Genomic DNA, 17,889 nt, shown 5'->3' with positions numbered 1-17,889 from the left:
CGCTTTCGCTGGAAGAAGAACAGCCAGGCCGCAAGTCGGCTAGCAAAGGATCAAAGCAATGACCATCCAGGACCGCATCGGCGCCGTCACCGAACGGATCGTCAAACGCAGCCATGACAGCCGTTCAAGATACCTGGAGCGCATCGGTAAGGCAGCCGACCAGGGACCGCAACGCTCCCGCCTCTCCTGCGGCAACCTTGCGCATGGTTTCGCCGCATGCGGTCTGAGCGACAAGAACGCTCTGTCCGGCGACGTCGTGCCAAATCTCGGGATTATCACCTCCTACAATGACATGCTGTCGGCTCACCAGCCCTATGAGACCTATCCTGCTCTGATCCGTGACGCTGCGCGGGAAGCTGGCGCAGTGGCTCAGGTTGCAGGCGGTGTCCCAGCAATGTGCGACGGTGTCACCCAGGGTCAGGAAGGCATGGAATTGTCGCTTTTCTCCCGCGACGTGATTGCCATGGGTGCAGCCGTTGGCCTGTCGCACCAGATGTTCGACGCAGCGGTTTTTCTCGGGATCTGCGACAAGATCGTTCCAGGTCTTGCCATCGCGGCCTTGTCATTCGGCCACCTGCCAACTGTCTTCATTCCGGCGGGCCCGATGACTACGGGTATTTCGAACGATGACAAGGCCAAGGTCAGACAGCTTTACGCCGAAGGCAAGGTTGGCCGGGATGCGCTTCTGGAAAGCGAGTCCAAAGCCTATCACTCTCCGGGAACTTGCACCTTCTACGGCACCGCCAATTCGAACCAGATGCTGATGGAGATCATGGGCCTGCACATGCCAGGTGCATCCTTCGTCAATCCGGGCACACCGCTGCGCGACGCGCTGACAAAAGAAGCCGCAAAACGCGCTCTTGCCATCTCCGCACTTGGCAATGAATTCACACCGGTTGGGGAGGTCATCGACGAAAAGGCGATCGTCAACGGTGTTGTTGGCCTGCACGCCACTGGCGGCTCCACAAACCACACCATGCATCTGGTCGCAATCGCAGCGACAGCCGGCATCCGCCTGACATGGGATGACATATCGGACCTTTCCGACGTTGTCCCGCTTCTGGCGCGTGTTTATCCCAACGGCAAGGCAGACGTGAACCACTTTCAGGCAGCGGGCGGCCTCGCCTTCCTGATCCGCGAACTGCTTGGTGAAGGCTACCTGCATCAGGATGTGAAGACCGTGTATGGCACCGATCTTTCCGGCTACACCGTTGAGGCGAAACTCGATTCAGAAGGCAATCTGCAACGCCAAGCGGTGCCTCAGACATCGGGTGATGAAACCGTCCTCGCGCCTGTTTCCAAAGCCTTCCAGCCAACGGGTGGGCTGAAAATGCTGACCGGCAACATGGGCAAGGCAGTTATCAAGATATCCGCGGTGGCCAAGGAACGTCACATCATTGAGGCCCCTGCCCGTGTCTTCCACGACCAGAACGATTTTCTGACTGCCTTCAACAACAAGGAACTGACCGGAGATGTTGCCGCGGTTGTCCGGTTTCAGGGGCCGAAGGCAATCGGCATGCCCGAGCTTCACAAGTTGACCCCGTGCCTTGGCATTCTGCAGGACAGAGGCCACAAGGTAGCGCTGATCACCGATGGTCGCATGTCTGGCGCGTCCGGCAAGGTACCGGCGGCCATTCACGTGACACCTGAAGCTGCTGCCGGTGGACCCATCGCGAAAATTCGCGACGGCGATATGATCCGCGTCAATGCGATCAGCGGTGAATTGACTGTTCTGGTTGATGAGGCGGAGTTCAATGCGCGGCCGCTTGCAGAAGCAGATCTGAGCGAACACCAGGATGGCGTTGGCCGTGACCTCTTCTCAGTCTTCCGCAACGCCGTCGGCACTGCCGATACCGGCGCCCATGTGTTTGGCGCTTAAGGAAAAATTTATGCAAGAGCCAGGGTGGACAACACCATCGACCACCCGGCAGGAACGCAGCGAAAAGCAGGGACACACAATCAGTCCCTCAGGACCAAGGCAGAAACGCTGGTAGGTTTGGCCCTGTCCACTGCGTTCAACAAAGAGACCAGATAGAGACTTTGGAGGCGATATGGCCCAGGACATTGAAAAAATCGAACGTGTGATGTGCGCTGCTCCGGTGATCCCGGTTCTGGTCGTTGAAGATCCGAAAAAGGCTGTGCCAATGGCCAAGGCGCTCGTCCGGGGCGGCCTTCCAGCCATCGAGATCACGCTCCGCACCCCACACGCGCTGGAAGCAATCGATGCGGTAAACGAGCACGTGGATGGTGCAATCGTCGGTGCCGGTACAGTTCTGAATGACAGGCAGTATGATGCTGCCGTTTCGGCCGGTGCACGATTTATCGTGTCACCAGGTGCCACCGATGCGCTGCTGGATGCAGCTGATCAGCACAGCGTGCCTCTCCTGCCGGGTGCGGCGACCGCATCGGAGGTCATGAGGCTCCTGGAGCGTGGCTACGAGCGTCTTAAATTCTTTCCTGCCGAACAGGCTGGTGGCGCTTCTTATCTGAAGTCCCTGTCCTCGCCGCTCGCAGCAGCCAAGTTCTGCCCGACGGGGGGCGTCAGTCTGGACAAGGCACCGGACTATCTGCAACTGCCGAACGTACTGTGCGTCGGCGGCTCCTGGATTGCCGATGCCAAGGCGATCGCTTCAGAAGACTGGTCGGGTATCGAGGAGCGCGCGCGTGCAGCCGCTGGTCTGAACGACTAGAAATCCGATGATTAGGCAGGGCTTCGCTTACGGGAAGCTCAGAACTCGGTTGCCGATTGCATGGGATCGTCTTCCGAAGACATGTCGGCATCATCGGCTGCGCCACCTGCCGTGGTGTCGTCTTGTTCAAGCGTTCTGTTCCACAACAAGCGCATTCCGGCAGAGGACTCATTTCGCCAGGCAAATTCGGCAACCACCGGTCTGTCGAACTTGTTCATCGTCAGCAGGACTTCCTCAGGCAGTGCCGTCAGGCCTTTGGCCTTGACGCGGCACCCGTTCTTGCCGGCATCGACAATGGTTCCTTCGATCTCGGTGATGCCGTCCAGGTCAGCAATCTTGACTGGGATCTTGACGTCGTTGCGCTTTTCACGGCGCTTGTCGGAACCCATTTTCTCCTGCTTGGCAAAAACGACGGCCGCATCGTTACCCTTCACGGAAGTCACGTGCGCCTTGACCAGCTTGCCAGCGTCCTTGGCCCGAATGCCGATATTCTTGTAAAGTTGCTGAATATCGACAGATGTCAGACGGCACCCCCATTCATTGACATTTGAGACCACGGCGTTGACCACTGAAAGGTTGTCGAAATCAACGACGAGCACTTCCTCCTCGGCATCCGGCTGATCCTTGAGGTGAAACAGGGTATTTTCACTGCTTTCCGTCGTCATGCCGCAAACCTTGCTCCGGCTCGTTGCCAAACATTGAGAAACTGGTCTTGCCCAGCAAGATTGGGCAGAGAATCACGTCCCCCTCAGGTTGCAATGGTAGGCACACCTGAAAAAATTTGTAATTGACACAACACGCAATTTACTTGTCACAAGCGCGCGAGGCCCGCGTGGTGGAACCCGGCTGGAAATCGCGAGACCGTCGCCGGTAGCATATTTTCTATTTTGACCTCCCCCTTCCGAACAGCCTGTGCTAATGGAAGCGCGGAAACCAAAATACGGTTAAATTCAGGTGATTAAACCGATTTAAGGAGACGTTCATGGCACTCGAAGCCCAATTCGTTTCACTCAGCCAGCATGCCGAGAAACTGAAAAACACCACGCTTCGGGATCTGTTCGCGAACGACCCCGGACGCTTCAATGCGTTTTCAGCAAAAACCGATGATCTTCTTCTCGACTATTCCAAATCGATCATCGATGCCGAAGCTTTGGCTCAGCTTGTCGATCTGGCAAAAGCTGCCGACGTTGAAGGCCGGCGCACCGCAATGTTCTCCGGTGAAAAAATCAACGGCACGGAAAACCGGGCCGTGCTGCACACGGCCTTGCGCAACAGGTCGGACGATCCCGTGATTGTCGACGGCACTGACGTTATGCCGGATGTGCGTGCAGTTCTGGATGCCATGGCAGACTTCTCCGAAGCGGTGCGATCCGCGGAGCTGACATCGTCCACGGGCACCCCCTTTACCGATGTCGTCAATATTGGCATCGGCGGTTCAGACCTCGGCCCGGTCATGACCACGCTGGCGTTGGCACCTTATCACGATGGGCCGGGATTGCATTATGTGTCCAATGTGGATGGAGCCCATGTTGCCGATACGCTGGCAAAGCTGGATCCTGCAACAACACTGATCATTGTCGCTTCCAAGACCTTCACCACCATTGAAACCATGACCAACGCGCAAACCGCACGCAAATGGATCGCCGACACGCTTGGCGAAGATGCGGTCGGCAGCCACTTCGCAGCGGTATCAACCGCGCTCGACAAAGTAGCCGCATTCGGCATCGATCAGTCGCGCGTCTTCGGGTTTTGGGATTGGGTAGGCGGCCGCTATTCCGTCTGGTCGGCCATTGGCTTGCCATTGATGATTGCCATTGGTCCCGATGCCTTCTCAGACTTTCTGGAAGGTGCCCATGCCATGGACAAGCACTTTCAGGAGGCCGACCTTACTGGCAATCTTCCTGTATTGATGGCCTTGATCGGCATCTGGAACCGGGATGTTCTTGGATACAGCGCACGGGCTGTCCTGCCTTATGACCAGCGCCTGTCGAGACTGCCCGCCTATCTGCAGCAGCTGGATATGGAATCCAACGGTAAGAGCGTCAAACTGGATGGCACACCCGTTACTCAGGAAACCGGCCCACTCGTCTGGGGCGAACCCGGCACAAACGGCCAGCATGCTTTCTACCAATTGCTCCACCAGGGCACGACAGTTATCCCTTGTGAGTTTCTGATCGCAGCCAATGGGCACGAAGACGATCTGAAGCACCATCATGACTTGCTTGTCGCCAATTGCCTTGCGCAGTCAGAGGCCTTGATGCTGGGTAGAACGCTGGAAGAGGCAAAAGCTCTTTTGAAAGCTTCCGGCAAGACCGATGACGAAGTCGAACGGCTGGCACCTCATAAGGTCTTTCCGGGAAACCGTCCGTCTATCACGCTGGTCCATGACAGCCTGACGCCCTTTGCACTCGGTCGCCTGATCGCGCTTTACGAGCACCGGGTATTTGTCGAAGGCGTTATCTGGGACATCAATTCCTTCGACCAATGGGGCGTTGAGCTGGGCAAGGAACTGGCGACCGCGCTACTACCGATGGTCAAGGGCGACGCGAGTGCAGACACCAAAGATGCCTCCACAAAAGGACTGTTGGCAGCGCTCAGAAGCTGAACGATTTCCGAGCGGTCGAAAAGCAACACTTTAACGTTTATGGCAACGGGCGCTCTGGAACGCGTGTCAGCGTCATACTTTCGCCCTAACGGCGCTATCTGGTTCACATCGTTGAAGAACTCTGATCAGATATCCCGGTGGCCGCAAAACGCTTGGAAGAATGAACGATTGCCCCGAACGGCAAAGCAGCTTACCTTCGGTCAGACTTTTAATGAATTGACACGCCGTCACGTGCGGCCGGAAAGGAGACGAATTCCATGAAGAAGCTTGTACTGCTCGCTGCAGTCGGCCTTGCGCTGGCCGGATGCCAGTCTGACAGCCAGCGCGACCGCGCCCTCGTCGGCGGCGGCCTTGGCGCGGCAACAGGTGCAGCCATTGGTGCTGCGGCCACTGGTGATGTCGGCGGCGCGCTTGTAGGTGCAGCCATCGGTGGTGCCGGCGGTGCGATTGTCGGATCTGCCACGACACCGAAAAACTGCGTTGCTTATGACCGCTACGGTAACCCGTACCGCGTGGCTTGCCCGTAAGACGCGACGCACAGGCAACACCTCGGTGATGTGACCGGTAGGATGGAAATGATGAGAAAATTGCTTCTTATTGCTGCATCGGCAGCCTTTCTGGCAGGTTGCCAGTCAGACAGCCAGAGGGATCGCGCGCTTGTTGGTGGCGGTCTTGGAGCGGCAACAGGCGCGATCATCGGCGCTGCGGCCGGCAACGGTGCAGGACCTGCGCTTGCCGGCGCTGCCATCGGCGCAGCAGGCGGCGCGATTGTCGGGGCGGCAACGACACCGAAAAACTGTGTCGCCTATGACCGCTACGGCAATCCCTACAGGGTTGTCTGCCCTTAACAGCCTATCTGTCCTTGGATAACCCGAGGCTGGTAAGAAACTGTTAACCATAAATCCCCACCCTTGGCGGACTGAATTTCGCCAGGGGGCAAACTCGGATGAAACCCATCCTAACTGCGGCAGCTTTCGCCGTTCTTTTGGCTGGTTGCGCCAATACCGAGAGCCAGCGGGACAGAATGCTGATCGGCGCCGGGCTTGGCGCAGCGACCGGTGCCACGATTGGCGCGGTTGCCGGATCGACTGTCAACGCAACCATAGCCGGCGCAGCCCTTGGTGCTGTAGGCGGCGGCATTGTCGGCGTCGTCACTACCCCACGAAATTGCATCGCCCATGATGAATATGGAACGCCTTACAAAGTTCGGTGTCCTTGAAACCTCAAAGATATCGCAGCGAGCACAGAGGCTAATTCGTTTGAAGCGACTTTGGCGCAGTTGAAGTCCGTAAGGGTCAAGCAGGTCTTCGTTTTAGTCCAAATACCCTGCCGACCTTTCATTGCGTGCTTGTCCGGGCCAAGCCCGTTTTAGAGCACCCAAGAACCGTTCGGTTGCACCTACCCTGAAAACATCTACTTCTCACGTTCCCTGGGCTTTTGATTTTCACCTTCAGGCAAAACGACTTTCACGCCGGGAGCTTGTTTTTCAAGATCCCGTTTGATGAGACGATATGCGAACCGCCTTAACAGGCTGCGCAACGCAACCTTAAATCCCCCAAATTCCCCCATAGAGCGAAAATAACAACCGAAACCACAACTTTCAATAAGGAGGATTACGAGCGCAATCGTGCGTCCAGCTCACGCCCACCGGTTTTGGGCGCTTCCTTCAATCTGGCTATGTCCTTACAAATTGCGATTGTCTGCGAACGGAGTAATCTTCGATGTCACTGCAATCGGTCCCGATGTTGGTTGTGCTGATGATGCAGAAGATTGTTTGCTCGTTTTTAAAGTCAAACAGGCATTGCCAGCTGGGAGGGCATTGATTGAACACTCCAATTGATGAGCTGCACAAACGGGTCGTTTTGAAACTCAGAACACTCGGAGGCTCTTCGCCATATGCAGCGGATGCGAACGAGCCAGATCCACGCTATCTCGGGTATGGGGTCAGAGCACCGGAAATGAAACGTGTGCTCTCTGACCTGAAAACTGACTTCTCCATTCTCGACAATGAACAGAAGGTTTGTCTGGCAAAGCGACTTGTTTTCTCCGGATACGGTGAGCAAAAGACTGTTGCACTGACACTGCTGGAACGTATTCCCGAGTATTTCACTCCGGACCGGTTTGATCTCTTGGAGGACTTGATCAGAGGTCTTCAGGGTTGGAGCAAGATAGACGCGTATACCGGGTCACTCTTGAACCAGGTGCTAAAGATCCATGAAGCTGAGCTGCTTGAACTGCTTGTTTCGTGGAACTGCGATGATGATCTATGGCTCCGTAGAGCAAGCGTCGTCATTTTCACCCGCAAAATTGCAAAGTCTGGATTGTACAAGGATGTTGCACTCGCGAACTGTGACGCGTTGATAAACGATCCAGAACACCTGGTGCAGACTGGAGTGGGATGGTGTTTGAGAGATCTTATGCGGTGGCACAAGGAAGAAGTGTTGAACTATGTCATAGGTCTGCGAAAGAACGGTGTAAGCAGTACAATTACACTTTACGCACTGCGCGACATCAAAGGTGCGGAACGGCAAGCGGTCTTTGACCAATCCGCCTGACAATTACGTTTGGCGAGGGGATCGGACATTCTGCTATTGCCGAGGCATCAAGGGGCAGCGAGACTTTTGCGAAGCATTCTTTCTCCGGTTTAAAACCTGTCGACGAACGACAATTTGCAGCATGAGAAAGCAGCCAGCTACCTCACAGTCTTTTAACCCAATGGCAGAGCCGAGTGTCAGAACCCCGGCTCCGCTCTCTTGATATCTTTCATTGTGATTTACTGGGTAAAGGTGCGCTTGAGCATCACCGCAAATGCTTGTCGCCCCTCAATTCGCCGTTCATCGCTTTCCGGTACATTTCCCAAGCGGCACCCTTGCGTTTGTCAGGCATCAGACCGTGCAATACGCCATCTATAAGCTCACCTGCATCCGTTAAAAACTTGCCGTAAACACTGAAAGGTGGGCCCATCTTGTCGAACGCCTCTCCCCCTGCAGCCAGCACTCTTCCAAACGCATCGGCAGCCGCATCGGGATCCTTTTCAATCAACTGAGGGGTAATTTTCTTGTAGTTCTCATGAAAGGCCTTGATCGCGTTGAAAGCCTTGAATGCTTCATTGATTTTATTGGGCTGCTTCAGCGCCTTGCTTGCCTTATCGAGCCTGTCTGCTGCTGCGTTGAGCTTGCCCTCTGCGTAAATGTCGTTCGTAGCCCGCGCGAGTGCTCGAAGGTCTTTTGCTGCATTTTCAAATTCGCCTCCGAGTGCATTTGCGTTTGAAATTACGCTGCAGATTTCCTTGTTCCAATATTTGTCCCAAGGGCCATCACAGGGATTGTCAGCCATAAATGCTCTCCAAAAATATAGTATCTACAAAACGTAGATCAGCACTGGGCAAATAAAAACCTATGGAAAAACATAGTTCTAAAGCCCTCATGGGCTGGTTTGAATGCGATAGCGAAGAACATGGAAAAACAACTGCAAGCGCTGAAACGCACCAGTTTCTGAACACGATCATACGAATTCTGATGGTTTGGAACGGGTGTCCCAGACAACCCATGACCGTTGAAATCGTGAGGCAGGTAACCCAGCGCGTGCCGAAGACAGCGGCAGAGTTGATTTTCAGCTTGAACTTGGCGGCAGTCTTTTTGCTTTTAGCAACGCGTCGCACGCAGCAGCTTCATAGCACCTACACTCAAAGATCGCCTTCAACTGAAATCCCTAATCGGGTTAAAAGGCGCATCCACCTTGGCAAGGCGAAAGAAAAGGCCACCTTGCTCTCTTTTCAGCTCGTCGAGGTGGCCCCTAAACTCTGGGTTCTTGTGAAACAATTCAGGGCTGGCCATCTTCTGAAATTCGAAGGAAGAACCATGATCCTTTCGCAAGAATTTGACGACCCGTCCATTGCCAAGGGGTTCCTGGTTGAGCTCAGACCTGAAAATGTTGACGACAGTGATTGCAAGAAACTCGCCCCGGTTCTTGAACCAGAACTTTCGATCGGCCGCTTTGACCGAGCCTGTTTCTTCTCCCGGTGGATGGGTCGCCGGATGCAGTCCGGCAACATTCTGATCGGATGGATATTTCCCATTTGAATCACGCATTGCATGAAAAATCTCATGAAGCAGTGTCATTCCCGCCTTGAAGCCCGGCCCCAGGTAGGACGGCGAACCTGGGACATACTTCCCAGGCGTAAAGAACAGACGTGGAGGCTGACCTGCGTTCGCCGGCTTGAAACGGGCATCTGCTTTTTCCAGGTCGCCCTCAGGGATAACTCGAATTTTCCGCGGCAGTGGTCCAAAGGCATGGAAGACAACGCGCGGCACGGTTCCGGTTTTGAACAGATCCTCCATTTGCTCCCGCACGGCGCGTACGTAACTGGAAGGCCGCCAGATGTGCCCTTCTTTCAAGTTGGCAGGTTTAGCCGAACCCATGATCTTGAAGGTGTCGTCCAACTCAGAGGCGGTTGGAAATGGCAGAGACGCAAGGTCCGTGTCGACCCTTCCGATTGTAGTCGGACCAACCAGCCCATCGTCCACTATGTACTGATGGTTTTGGAACAGCTTGATGGTTGCTTCAGTGCCACCACCGAAAACACCGTCGAAGACGCCGGGAACGCTTTCTGAGTGGGTCATGTCATATCCCAACCGATCCAGCGCCTTCTGTGCGGCCGCAATTTCTGGGCCTCTGCGGCCACGCTTCAGATAATTGCTGTTCGTCAACTGCCTTAACACGGCGACAGAATTTAACTCCGGTGATTTTAAGTTCAACATGGCAAACCACTCACTCGCCTTCTGTGCCGGTGGCACGTTCACTCAACTGATACCTGGTTTCCAGAAACAGTGTCTTCTGAGAGGGCATCCATGAAAGTGATCCTGGTCACATTCAGAAAGATTTGATCGGAGACATGGATGGCGGGATGTATAGAGTGACTATCAATACATCGGCATGCCCCCAAAGATAGCGCAAGGGACCCAAAGTTAATGAAAATTGAGATACCGGAGGAACCTACCCACATGGTGACGGCAATTGTCGCCTATGCCGGTATTGCCAAACGGCTGCATGTTGAACTTGAAAAACATGCCGAGACTGCAGGGATTGACCTGGACGCCATAAAGTCCGACCTGCTCAACCAGGCCAAGAAAACCGTGCCGCACGGGGATTTCGCCAAAGACGAAGTCGGGCTCTACCACACCATGTTTGAAGCTATTGATACGATTTTCAAACCGACAAAATAGCCACTCAAGGCTTTGAGCATTCAGGAACGCGCCTTCAGAACGCGGCCACAATTCACGCTTTTACTGTTTTGCCCACCTGCTTTTTGGCAAGGATTGGATCAACAAAAAAGCCGGCTCGAAAAGCCGGCTCTTTCAGATTCGTATGTGTCAGATCAGGCCGCCTGGCTGGCGCCAGCCTGTTCCAGTGCGACCTTCGGATCGACATAGTCATATCCAAGTGCAGTCGCGACAGCTTCACAGGTTACCTGACCGCCAATGACGTTCAGGCCCGGCAGGAAGTGAGGGTCATCGAGCAGTGCCTGCTTAGCGCCCTTGTCCGCAAGTGCCAGCGCAAACGGAAGCGTTGCGTTGTTGAGCGCATAGGTCGAGGTTTTCGGCACTGCGCCAGGCATGTTGGCAACGCAGTAATGAACAACATCGTCGATGATATAGGTCGGATCTGAATGGGTTGTTGCCCGTGATGTTTCAAAGCAACCGCCCTGGTCGATGGCCACATCCACCAGCACCGAACCCGGTTTCATGCGGCCGACGAGATCCTTCGATACAAGCTTCGGAGCTGCTGCACCGGCAACCAGAACTGCGCCAACAACAAGATCAGCTTCCAGCACATGGCTCTCAAGCGCTGCTCTGCTGGAATAAACTGTCTTGAGGGCCGGGCCGAATGAAAGAGCGAGTTCACCAAGAACCGCCGTGTTGCGATCAAGCACGGTAACATCGGCACCAAGTCCAATCGCCATGGTAATGGCATGAGCGCCAACGACACCGCCGCCGATCACGACGACCTTCGCCGGCTCCACACCGGGAACACCGCCGATCAGGGTGCCGGAGCCGCCATGGGCTTTTTCAAGCGCCTTGGCACCAGCAATCACCGACAGGCGACCCGCCACCTGGGACATGGGGACCAGAAGCGGCAAACGGCCATGCGCATCGGTCACAGTCTCATAAGCAATGCAGGTTGCACCGGACTTTACCAGATCAGCTGTCTGCTCGGCATCAGGAGCCAGGTGCAGGTATGTGAAAAGAATATGATCCGGACGCAGCATCGCGCGTTCGCCTGCCTGCGGTTCCTTTACCTTCACAATCATCTGAGCGGCGTCAAAAACCTCTTTCGCCGTCGGCAGGATCTTTGCCCCAGCGGCTACATAGTCGGCATCGCTCACACCAATCCCGACACCAGCCTTCGTTTCAACAACGACTTCATGACCATGTGCAATCATTTCAAGAACGCTGTCCGGTGTCAGACCGACCCGGTATTCGTGGTTCTTGATTTCCTTCGGCACACCAATACGCATTTCCGTCTCCTCTGAAAGCGTTTTTGATTGCTTTCAATTCTACGCGCCTTCTTGTCGAATGTGCTTGCGTTCACTGTTCTTAAAATGACAAGCGGCACACGATTTGTGCGCAAGAGTTCTCGATCTTCGAATTTTCTGCTAACTTGACATTACATGACAGCAATATATGCGGTGCAACATAATGCAGCTCGACCGTCTCGACCGAAAAATCCTGAATGTGCTTCAAAGCGAAGGGCGCATCGCCAATGCGGACCTTGCCGACAAGGTGGGTCTTTCTCCTTCAGCATGCCTGCGCCGGATGCGCACTCTGGAAGACGCCGGGATCATCGAAAAATATGTTGCACTTCTCAATCAGAAGAAACTCGGCAGACACATGGATGTTTTTGTCGAGATTTCGCTTGTCGGACAGTCCAAGGAGACGCTCGAGAATTTTGAGCGCGCGGTCGCCCGCTCAGACGAGATCATGGAATGTTATCTAATGGCCGGCGATGCGGACTATATCCTGCGTCTGACGGCGCAAGACCCAATGGACTTTGAGAGGATACATCGGGATCATCTGGCTCAGTTGCCAGGCGTCCTTCGCATGAAATCCTCCTTCGCAATCCGGCCGATCGTCCGACGCACAGCAATACCACTCAACGGTGAGTAGGCCTCGGCAAGGCACTCATTTGTTTTTCTCGACGGATGACGCGCAGCTTTGTCCGTCCGCTTCTGTGGTCACCAAAGGACGTTGTCGCGGCCAGTTTATCCGCTGCTGCACTGGCAGCCTGGCGTCCTTTTGAAGTCTCGACGCCGCGAGCCCCGCCCGCTATAGTCCGCCTCCATTCAAAGACTTGGTTTTTCAAGGAACCTGCGCCGGTGTCTCACACGATCACGCGTTTTATCGACACGACCTACCAGCTTGCCGAATGCCCCACCTGGGATGACAGAAAAAACCGCCTGCTCTGGGCTGATATTCAGGGCCGCACGATCCAGTCGATGGATTGGGAGAGCCATGACATCACAACCTGGCATTTCGACAATGAGGTCGGGTCCTTTGGCCTGACAGAGGACGAAAGACTGATCGTCGCGGTCTGGGACAAGGTGCTGCTGTTCGATACGGAAAGCGGCAACAGTGAGGTGCTGGCGGAGATCCAACCTGACCAGCCGCGCACACGTTTGAATGATGGAAAGGTCGGCCCGGACGGAGCATTCTGGGTCGGAACCATGGACACCAACTCGCCGCGCGATCCGATTGCCGGCCTTTATCGGGTCGATGCCTCCGGAGAGGCTGCTGAAATCCGCGACGAGCTGTTGTGTTCCAATGGCCTCGCCTGGACGCCGGACGGAACGTATATGTTCCATTCCGATACCTCACCGGGCTGGATCGAGTATTATTCTTTCGATCCTGTCGCAGGCACGCTCGGATCCAAGATGCTCTTTGCCCAGCAGACAAATGAAACCGGTCGTCCCGATGGGGCAACTGTCGATGCTGCCGGTAACTATTGGAGTGCAGGCGTTTCAGCAGGTGTCCTGAATTGCTTTGCGCCTGACGGCAATCTTCTACAGGCGATCAAAATGCCCGTTGAGAAACCGACCATGCCCTGCTTTTGCGGCCCGGAACTGGATCATCTGATCGTGACCAGCATCAAGCAACCGGCGGATCCAACAGCCATCGAGCCTGACACACTCTCAGGCGGCCTGTTCCTGGTCGAAGGCCACGGCCAAATTGGCCGGAAAACCTATCGCTTTAAAACATCAGGCCGCTGACCGGTCCGGTGTTGGTTCCACAGCACCTTTGTTCAAAAACGGCAATGCCGGTCCTACAGGAACAAGACCTGCGGGATTGAGCGCTTCGATTGAATAATAGCCCGCCTTGATGTGATCTATCCGCGTGTTGTCACCAAATGCGGGCTGTTTGTAGAGCCGCGCAAGGTAGCCGCTCAAGGCTGGATACTCGCGAATAGTCTTCAAGTTGCATTTGAAGAGATCGACATAAGCTGCATCAAAGCGAACCAGCGTCACATAAAGACGGATATCGCTTTCAACGATATCGTCTCCCGTCAGGTATGTACGCCCATCGGACAATTTCGTCTCAAGCGTATCGAGCGTCGCGAAAATGGTTTTGACCGCTTCTTCATAAGCAGCCTGGCTTCTCGCGAAGCCAGCCCGATAGACACCATTGTTGAGAGTGTCATAAAGAAGCTTGTTCAGCGCCTTAATTTCAGACTTCTTTTCAGTCGGTGTCAGGCTTGGTTTCTCTCCGGTCAGACTTTCAAAACCGGTGTCGAAAATTCTGATGATATCGGCGGACTCATTATTGACGATCGTCTGTCTTGCCCTGTCCCAAAGCACTGGAACTGAAGCCCGACCACTATATCCCGGGTCGGCCATTGAATAGAGCTCGTGCATGTATTTTGCCCCGATCTCCGTGTCCGCACCAGTGGACCCCGGGAATGCGCCAAAGCTCCAGCCTTGTCGGGTCATCACAGGTTCCAGAACAGATATTGAGATGATCTCTTCAAGCTTTTTGAGTTTGCGGGCAATCAGGGTGCGCCCGGCCCAGGGACAAATGTAGTTGACGAAGAGATGATAACGACCGGCAACCGCCTTGTGCGCGGCCTGGCCTTCCGGCCCGGCACTACCGTCAGACGTGATCCACGAACGGAAGCTGGACGTCTGGCGAACGAACCGTCCCTTGTCGTCGTTCTTTTGATAAGGGTGCCAGTCGGCACTCCACTTTCCATCAACAAGCATGATCTTGCCTTTCGCTAAGCAGTCAAAGGGGCCAATGGTCAGGCCACCGGTTCCTGTTGCAGAGTTATTCTTCCACCATCAAATGAGAGCGCATAGGCACCGCCTCCAAGCAGAGACTGAACAATCAGCGCCAGTGCCCAGAACGCGGGAAACTCCCAACCGCCGTTCTCATTGGAAAACAGCCAGCCGTTTTGCGCATGAACAAAAATGATTGCTCCAAGAAGGATGGGCAAAAGCGCAAGACTTACATACCGGGCAAACAATCCGCTGATGAGCAGCAGTGCACCGATAACCTCCGCCAGAATTGTGACGTAGGCCAAAGCCCCTGGAAGTCCAAGAGACTGAAAAAAGCCAGCCGTGCCGGCAGGCGTAAAGACGAAATACTTGAGCCCGGCATGGGCAAGGAAGAGAAGCCCCAGCGAAACGCGCAACACAAGCGCGGCATAAGGGGCGGTCCTGGTATCGATCATCACAAATTCCCTGAAGTCAGATTTTTGTTGCTCCAGAGACATAATTGAAGAAAAATATGCGATAAATAACTGAAATAGAAACTTATAGTATCAAAAAAGTGCACAATATGAACCTTATCGATTGCATGCGCGCCTTCTCGGCCGTGGTTGAAACAGGATCATTTACCAAGGCCGGCGACAGACTGAGCTTGTCGAAAACATTGACCAGCAAAAAGGTGCAGGCGCTTGAGGCGCATTTGGGAACACGGCTTTTGAACCGGACAACGAGAAGCCTCAGTCTGACCGAGGCCGGTCGCATCTTCCATGGGCGGTGCGGGCAGATCCTGGAAGATGTTGAGGAACTGGAGGCCTTGATCCAGAACCAGGCAGCCAGCCCTCGTGGCCGACTGTCGGTGACGGCGCCGACAACATTTGGCGAGATGTTCATAGCCCCACTGATGCCGGCCTTTACCGAAAAGTTCCCGGAGATCTCCGTGGATCTAAATCTGACAGACCGGCACATCGACCTTGTCGACGAAGGTTTTGACGTCGCCGTCAGAATTGCCGATTTGGCGGACTCAGCGTTGATCGCAAGGAAGCTCGCACCTGCCCCGATCCACTTATGCGCCTCAACCGAATACTTCAGAAGGTGCGGGAAACCAGCACATCCAACCGACCTTGAACATCATCGATGTGTAATCGACACAAACTTTCAAAACGCCTATTCCTGGCCCTTCAAGATGGATCGGGAAATCCGATCCGTTCAGGTCAACGGGCCGCTTGCGGTCAACAGTGCGCGAGCAGTCAAGGATATCGTCCTTGCAGGAAGCGGAATCGCGCTCATACCGGGATACATGATCGCCAAGGAGCGCCGAGAAGGCAGGCTGGAAACCACCCTTTCCGACTTCAACGCGTTCAACATCAACGTCTATGCGCTGTACAATTCCAAACGTAACCTGGCGCCGAAGGTCCGGGCTTTTGTCGATTTTCTGGCGGACAAGCTGTCTGAAACCGCCACGGAGTGGTGATTTCAGCGCTGGGTCGTAGATCGACTGTCAGCGTTGATCCTTGCCGCATGATTTCAGCGCGGCAATCACCTGTTCGGCGGTCACACCCGGCACCTGAATCTTGGTCTCACCGAAAAGATGCACGACCGCATTTTCACCGTTGGCGTTCTTCTCGTTGAAAATCCGCACAGACTGATTTTCCGGAATGAGAACAGCCATCGAACCGCCTTCGACACTCAAAAGAATGGAAGAGGCTATCAAGGTACAAATCATCGGCCTTCTCCGGAAACATAAGAGATCATCGCAAGGTGCCTCAATAACGACAGCCGCGAACCCTTACCGGTCTCCAGACTGTCCTGGCGGGTTGAACCTGCACCTGACGACTTACTGTTCTGTACACTGCCGGCTTCTGGACCACATGGCTCCTTGCCGGTTGGATCAGGACCTTTTCCTTGACCGAGCTGTAGACAGCTGGGTGACGCACGGCAACTTTCGATGCCGGCTGAACCAGAACCTTCTGACTGACGGTTTTGAAAACGGCTGGGTGCTTGATCTTGCACAAGACATTGCGGCCTTTGATCATCCGGTATTCCCAACCGATACTTGCTGGCTGCACCTGAACCTGGCGGTGCTGCGTCTGATAGACGGCTGGGCTTTTGCGGTAAGTCACACGCTCAGGCTGGACCAGAACACGTCGGCTCTGATAGCCGTAGACGGCGGGCTTTTTCACCACGTAGCTGGACGCGGCCTGTACCAGAACCTTCTCATGAACAGTCCTGTAGACAGCTGGCACAGTTGCCTGCTCATAGCAGGAAAGCGCCTGGCCGCCAGCGAATGCAGCTGACCCCATCAACGGACTAATCACCAGCGCGGCGACCGCGCTCCAGAACCTGCGACGCATGATACTTCCCCCAGTCTGGTGCAGAAACGGCTCTGCTCATTGACTTTAGGGAAGTTCTTCAATGGGTTAAAGCGAAAAAGTTAACAATCGTTAACGCGTTTCGTGCCAATTCGGGACTGAACTCGTGTCAAACCTTGGTCTGCGCAGTCTGGGCTTCGTCGCCCCTGATACCTTTTTCGTAGTCTGTGTCTTCATTGATTATGTGCTTGGCTTCTTCCGGCACCCACTCGCCCCAGCGGGGTTGCAACTGGTGGTCCACCGAAACCCTGTCGTCAAAAACGAAGCATTCGCCCTTCCACAGACTGTTTTCCTCGGGAACCTTCTCCAGGTAGTTCAAGATACCACCTTCAAGATGGTAGACGTCGTCAAACCCGTTTTTCAGCATCCATGCGGTTGCTTTTTCACAGCGGATACCGCCGGTGCAGAACATCGCCACTTTGGGCTTCTTCTGCAATGCTTCCTGTTCTTCCACCCAAGCCGGAAACTCTCGAAATGATTGCGTTTCCGGGTTGAGCGCCTTTTCAAAAGTGCCAAAGGCGAATTCATAGTCGTTGCGCGTGTCAATCACGACAACATCCGGGTCGGAGATCAAGTCGTTCCAATCTTCGGGTTTGACATATTCCCCGACGATCTCATTCGGATCGATACCGTCGACAGCCAGGCGCACGATCTCTTGTTTCAAGCGGACTTTCATGCGCTTGAACACGTGGCGATGCGTCCAGGATTCCTTGTGATGCAGATCCTTCAAACGAGGGTCCGCGCGCAAGTGAGAGAGAACCGCACGCACACCGCTTTCCGGACCGCAGATTGTGCCGTTGATGCCTTCAGATGCCAGCAAAAGACTGCCGCGCACATCCTGCGCGACACAGAATGCCTTCAGGGGATCACGCAGCGCCTCGAAATCATCGAGCTGTGTAAACGAATAGAGTGCGGCAACGAGGAAATCGTTCATCGGGCTTTTTCTTTTTGTTGAATGTGCCTGGT

Annotated in this window: 20 protein-coding genes; 11 read left to right on the top strand and 9 right to left on the bottom strand. The window is 54.6% G+C overall.

Annotated elements, in window-relative coordinates; all coding sequences use genetic code 11:
- The first annotated feature begins 58 nt into the window (after positions 1 to 58).
- A complete protein-coding gene (gene edd / locus Q0835_RS07065) occupies positions 59 to 1,879 on the top strand; it encodes a phosphogluconate dehydratase (RefSeq protein ID WP_298959727.1) in 1,821 nt (606 codons plus the stop codon).
- 172 nt (positions 1,880 to 2,051) lie between these two features.
- Positions 2,052 to 2,690 carry a bifunctional 4-hydroxy-2-oxoglutarate aldolase/2-dehydro-3-deoxy-phosphogluconate aldolase gene (gene eda / locus Q0835_RS07060; RefSeq protein ID WP_298819317.1) on the top strand — a complete coding sequence of 213 codons (639 nt, stop codon included), beginning with the start codon at positions 2,052 to 2,054 and terminating at the stop codon, positions 2,688 to 2,690.
- A 38-nt stretch (positions 2,691 to 2,728) separates the two neighbouring features.
- On the opposite strand, the gene Q0835_RS07055 is transcribed toward eda, so the two are convergent.
- The gene (locus Q0835_RS07055) at positions 2,729 to 3,355 is read right to left on the bottom strand and encodes a PilZ domain-containing protein (RefSeq protein ID WP_298959725.1); all 627 of its coding nucleotides are present in this window, start codon (positions 3,353 to 3,355) and stop codon (positions 2,729 to 2,731) included.
- Between the two features lie 317 nt (positions 3,356 to 3,672).
- Here Q0835_RS07055 and pgi point away from each other — a divergent pair, with 317 nt between their 5' ends.
- From pgi to Q0835_RS07030, 5 genes are all read left to right on the top strand, one after another.
- Positions 3,673 to 5,295 (top strand): glucose-6-phosphate isomerase, encoded by a 1,623-nt coding sequence (pgi, locus tag Q0835_RS07050; RefSeq protein ID WP_298959723.1) that lies wholly within the window; start codon positions 3,673 to 3,675, stop codon positions 5,293 to 5,295.
- 257 nt (positions 5,296 to 5,552) lie between these two features.
- On the top strand, positions 5,553 to 5,822 hold the full coding sequence (locus Q0835_RS07045; RefSeq protein ID WP_152500913.1) for a glycine zipper domain-containing protein: 270 nt from the start codon (positions 5,553 to 5,555) through the stop codon (positions 5,820 to 5,822).
- 51 nt (positions 5,823 to 5,873) lie between these two features.
- Positions 5,874 to 6,143, top strand: a complete 270-nt coding sequence (locus Q0835_RS07040; RefSeq protein ID WP_298959721.1) for a bacteriocin — start codon at positions 5,874 to 5,876, stop codon at positions 6,141 to 6,143.
- A gap of 98 nt (positions 6,144 to 6,241) precedes the next feature.
- Positions 6,242 to 6,514, top strand: a complete 273-nt coding sequence (locus Q0835_RS07035) for a hypothetical protein (RefSeq protein WP_152500912.1) — start codon at positions 6,242 to 6,244, stop codon at positions 6,512 to 6,514.
- 604 nt (positions 6,515 to 7,118) lie between these two features.
- Complete coding sequence (locus Q0835_RS07030) at positions 7,119 to 7,850, top strand: DNA alkylation repair protein (protein ID WP_298819305.1); 732 nt, start codon at positions 7,119 to 7,121, stop codon at positions 7,848 to 7,850.
- 244 nt (positions 7,851 to 8,094) lie between these two features.
- Here Q0835_RS07030 and Q0835_RS07025 read toward each other — a convergent pair whose 3' ends face one another.
- Positions 8,095 to 8,631, bottom strand: a complete 537-nt coding sequence (locus Q0835_RS07025) for a hypothetical protein (protein ID WP_298959718.1) — start codon at positions 8,629 to 8,631, stop codon at positions 8,095 to 8,097.
- A 362-nt stretch (positions 8,632 to 8,993) separates the two neighbouring features.
- Positions 8,994 to 10,055, bottom strand: a complete 1,062-nt coding sequence (locus tag Q0835_RS07020) for a peptidoglycan-binding domain-containing protein (protein ID WP_298959715.1) — start codon at positions 10,053 to 10,055, stop codon at positions 8,994 to 8,996.
- Between the two features lie 210 nt (positions 10,056 to 10,265).
- Between Q0835_RS07020 and Q0835_RS07015 the strand changes: the two genes are divergently transcribed.
- Positions 10,266 to 10,520 (top strand): hypothetical protein, encoded by a 255-nt coding sequence (locus tag Q0835_RS07015; RefSeq protein ID WP_298819299.1) that lies wholly within the window; start codon positions 10,266 to 10,268, stop codon positions 10,518 to 10,520.
- A gap of 152 nt (positions 10,521 to 10,672) precedes the next feature.
- On the opposite strand, the gene ald is transcribed toward Q0835_RS07015, so the two are convergent.
- A complete protein-coding gene (gene ald / locus Q0835_RS07010) occupies positions 10,673 to 11,812 on the bottom strand; it encodes an alanine dehydrogenase (RefSeq protein WP_298959712.1) in 1,140 nt (379 codons plus the stop codon).
- 181 nt (positions 11,813 to 11,993) lie between these two features.
- Between ald and Q0835_RS07005 the strand changes: the two genes are divergently transcribed.
- Both Q0835_RS07005 and Q0835_RS07000 read left to right on the top strand, forming a co-directional pair.
- Complete coding sequence (locus Q0835_RS07005) at positions 11,994 to 12,461, top strand: Lrp/AsnC family transcriptional regulator (RefSeq protein ID WP_298819294.1); 468 nt, start codon at positions 11,994 to 11,996, stop codon at positions 12,459 to 12,461.
- Between the two features lie 209 nt (positions 12,462 to 12,670).
- The gene (locus Q0835_RS07000; protein ID WP_298959709.1) at positions 12,671 to 13,561 is read left to right on the top strand and encodes an SMP-30/gluconolactonase/LRE family protein; all 891 of its coding nucleotides are present in this window, start codon (positions 12,671 to 12,673) and stop codon (positions 13,559 to 13,561) included.
- Here the strand turns inward: Q0835_RS07000 and Q0835_RS06995 are convergent.
- The gene (locus tag Q0835_RS06995; protein WP_298959706.1) at positions 13,550 to 14,548 is read right to left on the bottom strand and encodes a glutathione S-transferase C-terminal domain-containing protein; all 999 of its coding nucleotides are present in this window, start codon (positions 14,546 to 14,548) and stop codon (positions 13,550 to 13,552) included. The two genes, Q0835_RS07000 and Q0835_RS06995, sit on opposite strands and share 12 nt — an antisense overlap.
- A gap of 38 nt (positions 14,549 to 14,586) precedes the next feature.
- Positions 14,587 to 15,018, bottom strand: a complete 432-nt coding sequence (locus Q0835_RS06990) for a DoxX family protein (RefSeq protein ID WP_298959703.1) — start codon at positions 15,016 to 15,018, stop codon at positions 14,587 to 14,589.
- A 107-nt stretch (positions 15,019 to 15,125) separates the two neighbouring features.
- On the opposite strand from Q0835_RS06990, the gene Q0835_RS06985 reads away from it, so the two are divergent.
- Positions 15,126 to 16,025 carry a LysR family transcriptional regulator gene (locus Q0835_RS06985; RefSeq protein WP_298959701.1) on the top strand — a complete coding sequence of 300 codons (900 nt, stop codon included), beginning with the start codon at positions 15,126 to 15,128 and terminating at the stop codon, positions 16,023 to 16,025.
- A gap of 27 nt (positions 16,026 to 16,052) precedes the next feature.
- Here the strand turns inward: Q0835_RS06985 and Q0835_RS06980 are convergent, their stop codons facing one another.
- The 3 genes from Q0835_RS06980 to Q0835_RS06970 form a co-directional block, all read right to left on the bottom strand.
- Positions 16,053 to 16,277 (bottom strand): hypothetical protein, encoded by a 225-nt coding sequence (locus tag Q0835_RS06980; protein WP_298819284.1) that lies wholly within the window; start codon positions 16,275 to 16,277, stop codon positions 16,053 to 16,055.
- A 40-nt stretch (positions 16,278 to 16,317) separates the two neighbouring features.
- Positions 16,318 to 16,905: a hypothetical protein gene (locus Q0835_RS06975; RefSeq protein WP_298819282.1), complete on the bottom strand. Its 588-nt coding sequence runs from the start codon at positions 16,903 to 16,905 to the stop codon at positions 16,318 to 16,320.
- Between the two features lie 127 nt (positions 16,906 to 17,032).
- Positions 17,033 to 17,857: a rhodanese-related sulfurtransferase gene (locus Q0835_RS06970; protein WP_298959699.1), complete on the bottom strand. Its 825-nt coding sequence runs from the start codon at positions 17,855 to 17,857 to the stop codon at positions 17,033 to 17,035.
- Positions 17,858 to 17,889 lie beyond the last annotated feature (32 nt).

This window comes from uncultured Roseibium sp., assembly GCF_947499295.1.
Taxonomy (GTDB): Bacteria; Pseudomonadota; Alphaproteobacteria; order Rhizobiales; family Stappiaceae; genus Roseibium.
This window is presented reverse-complemented; position numbering and strand designations above follow the sequence as displayed.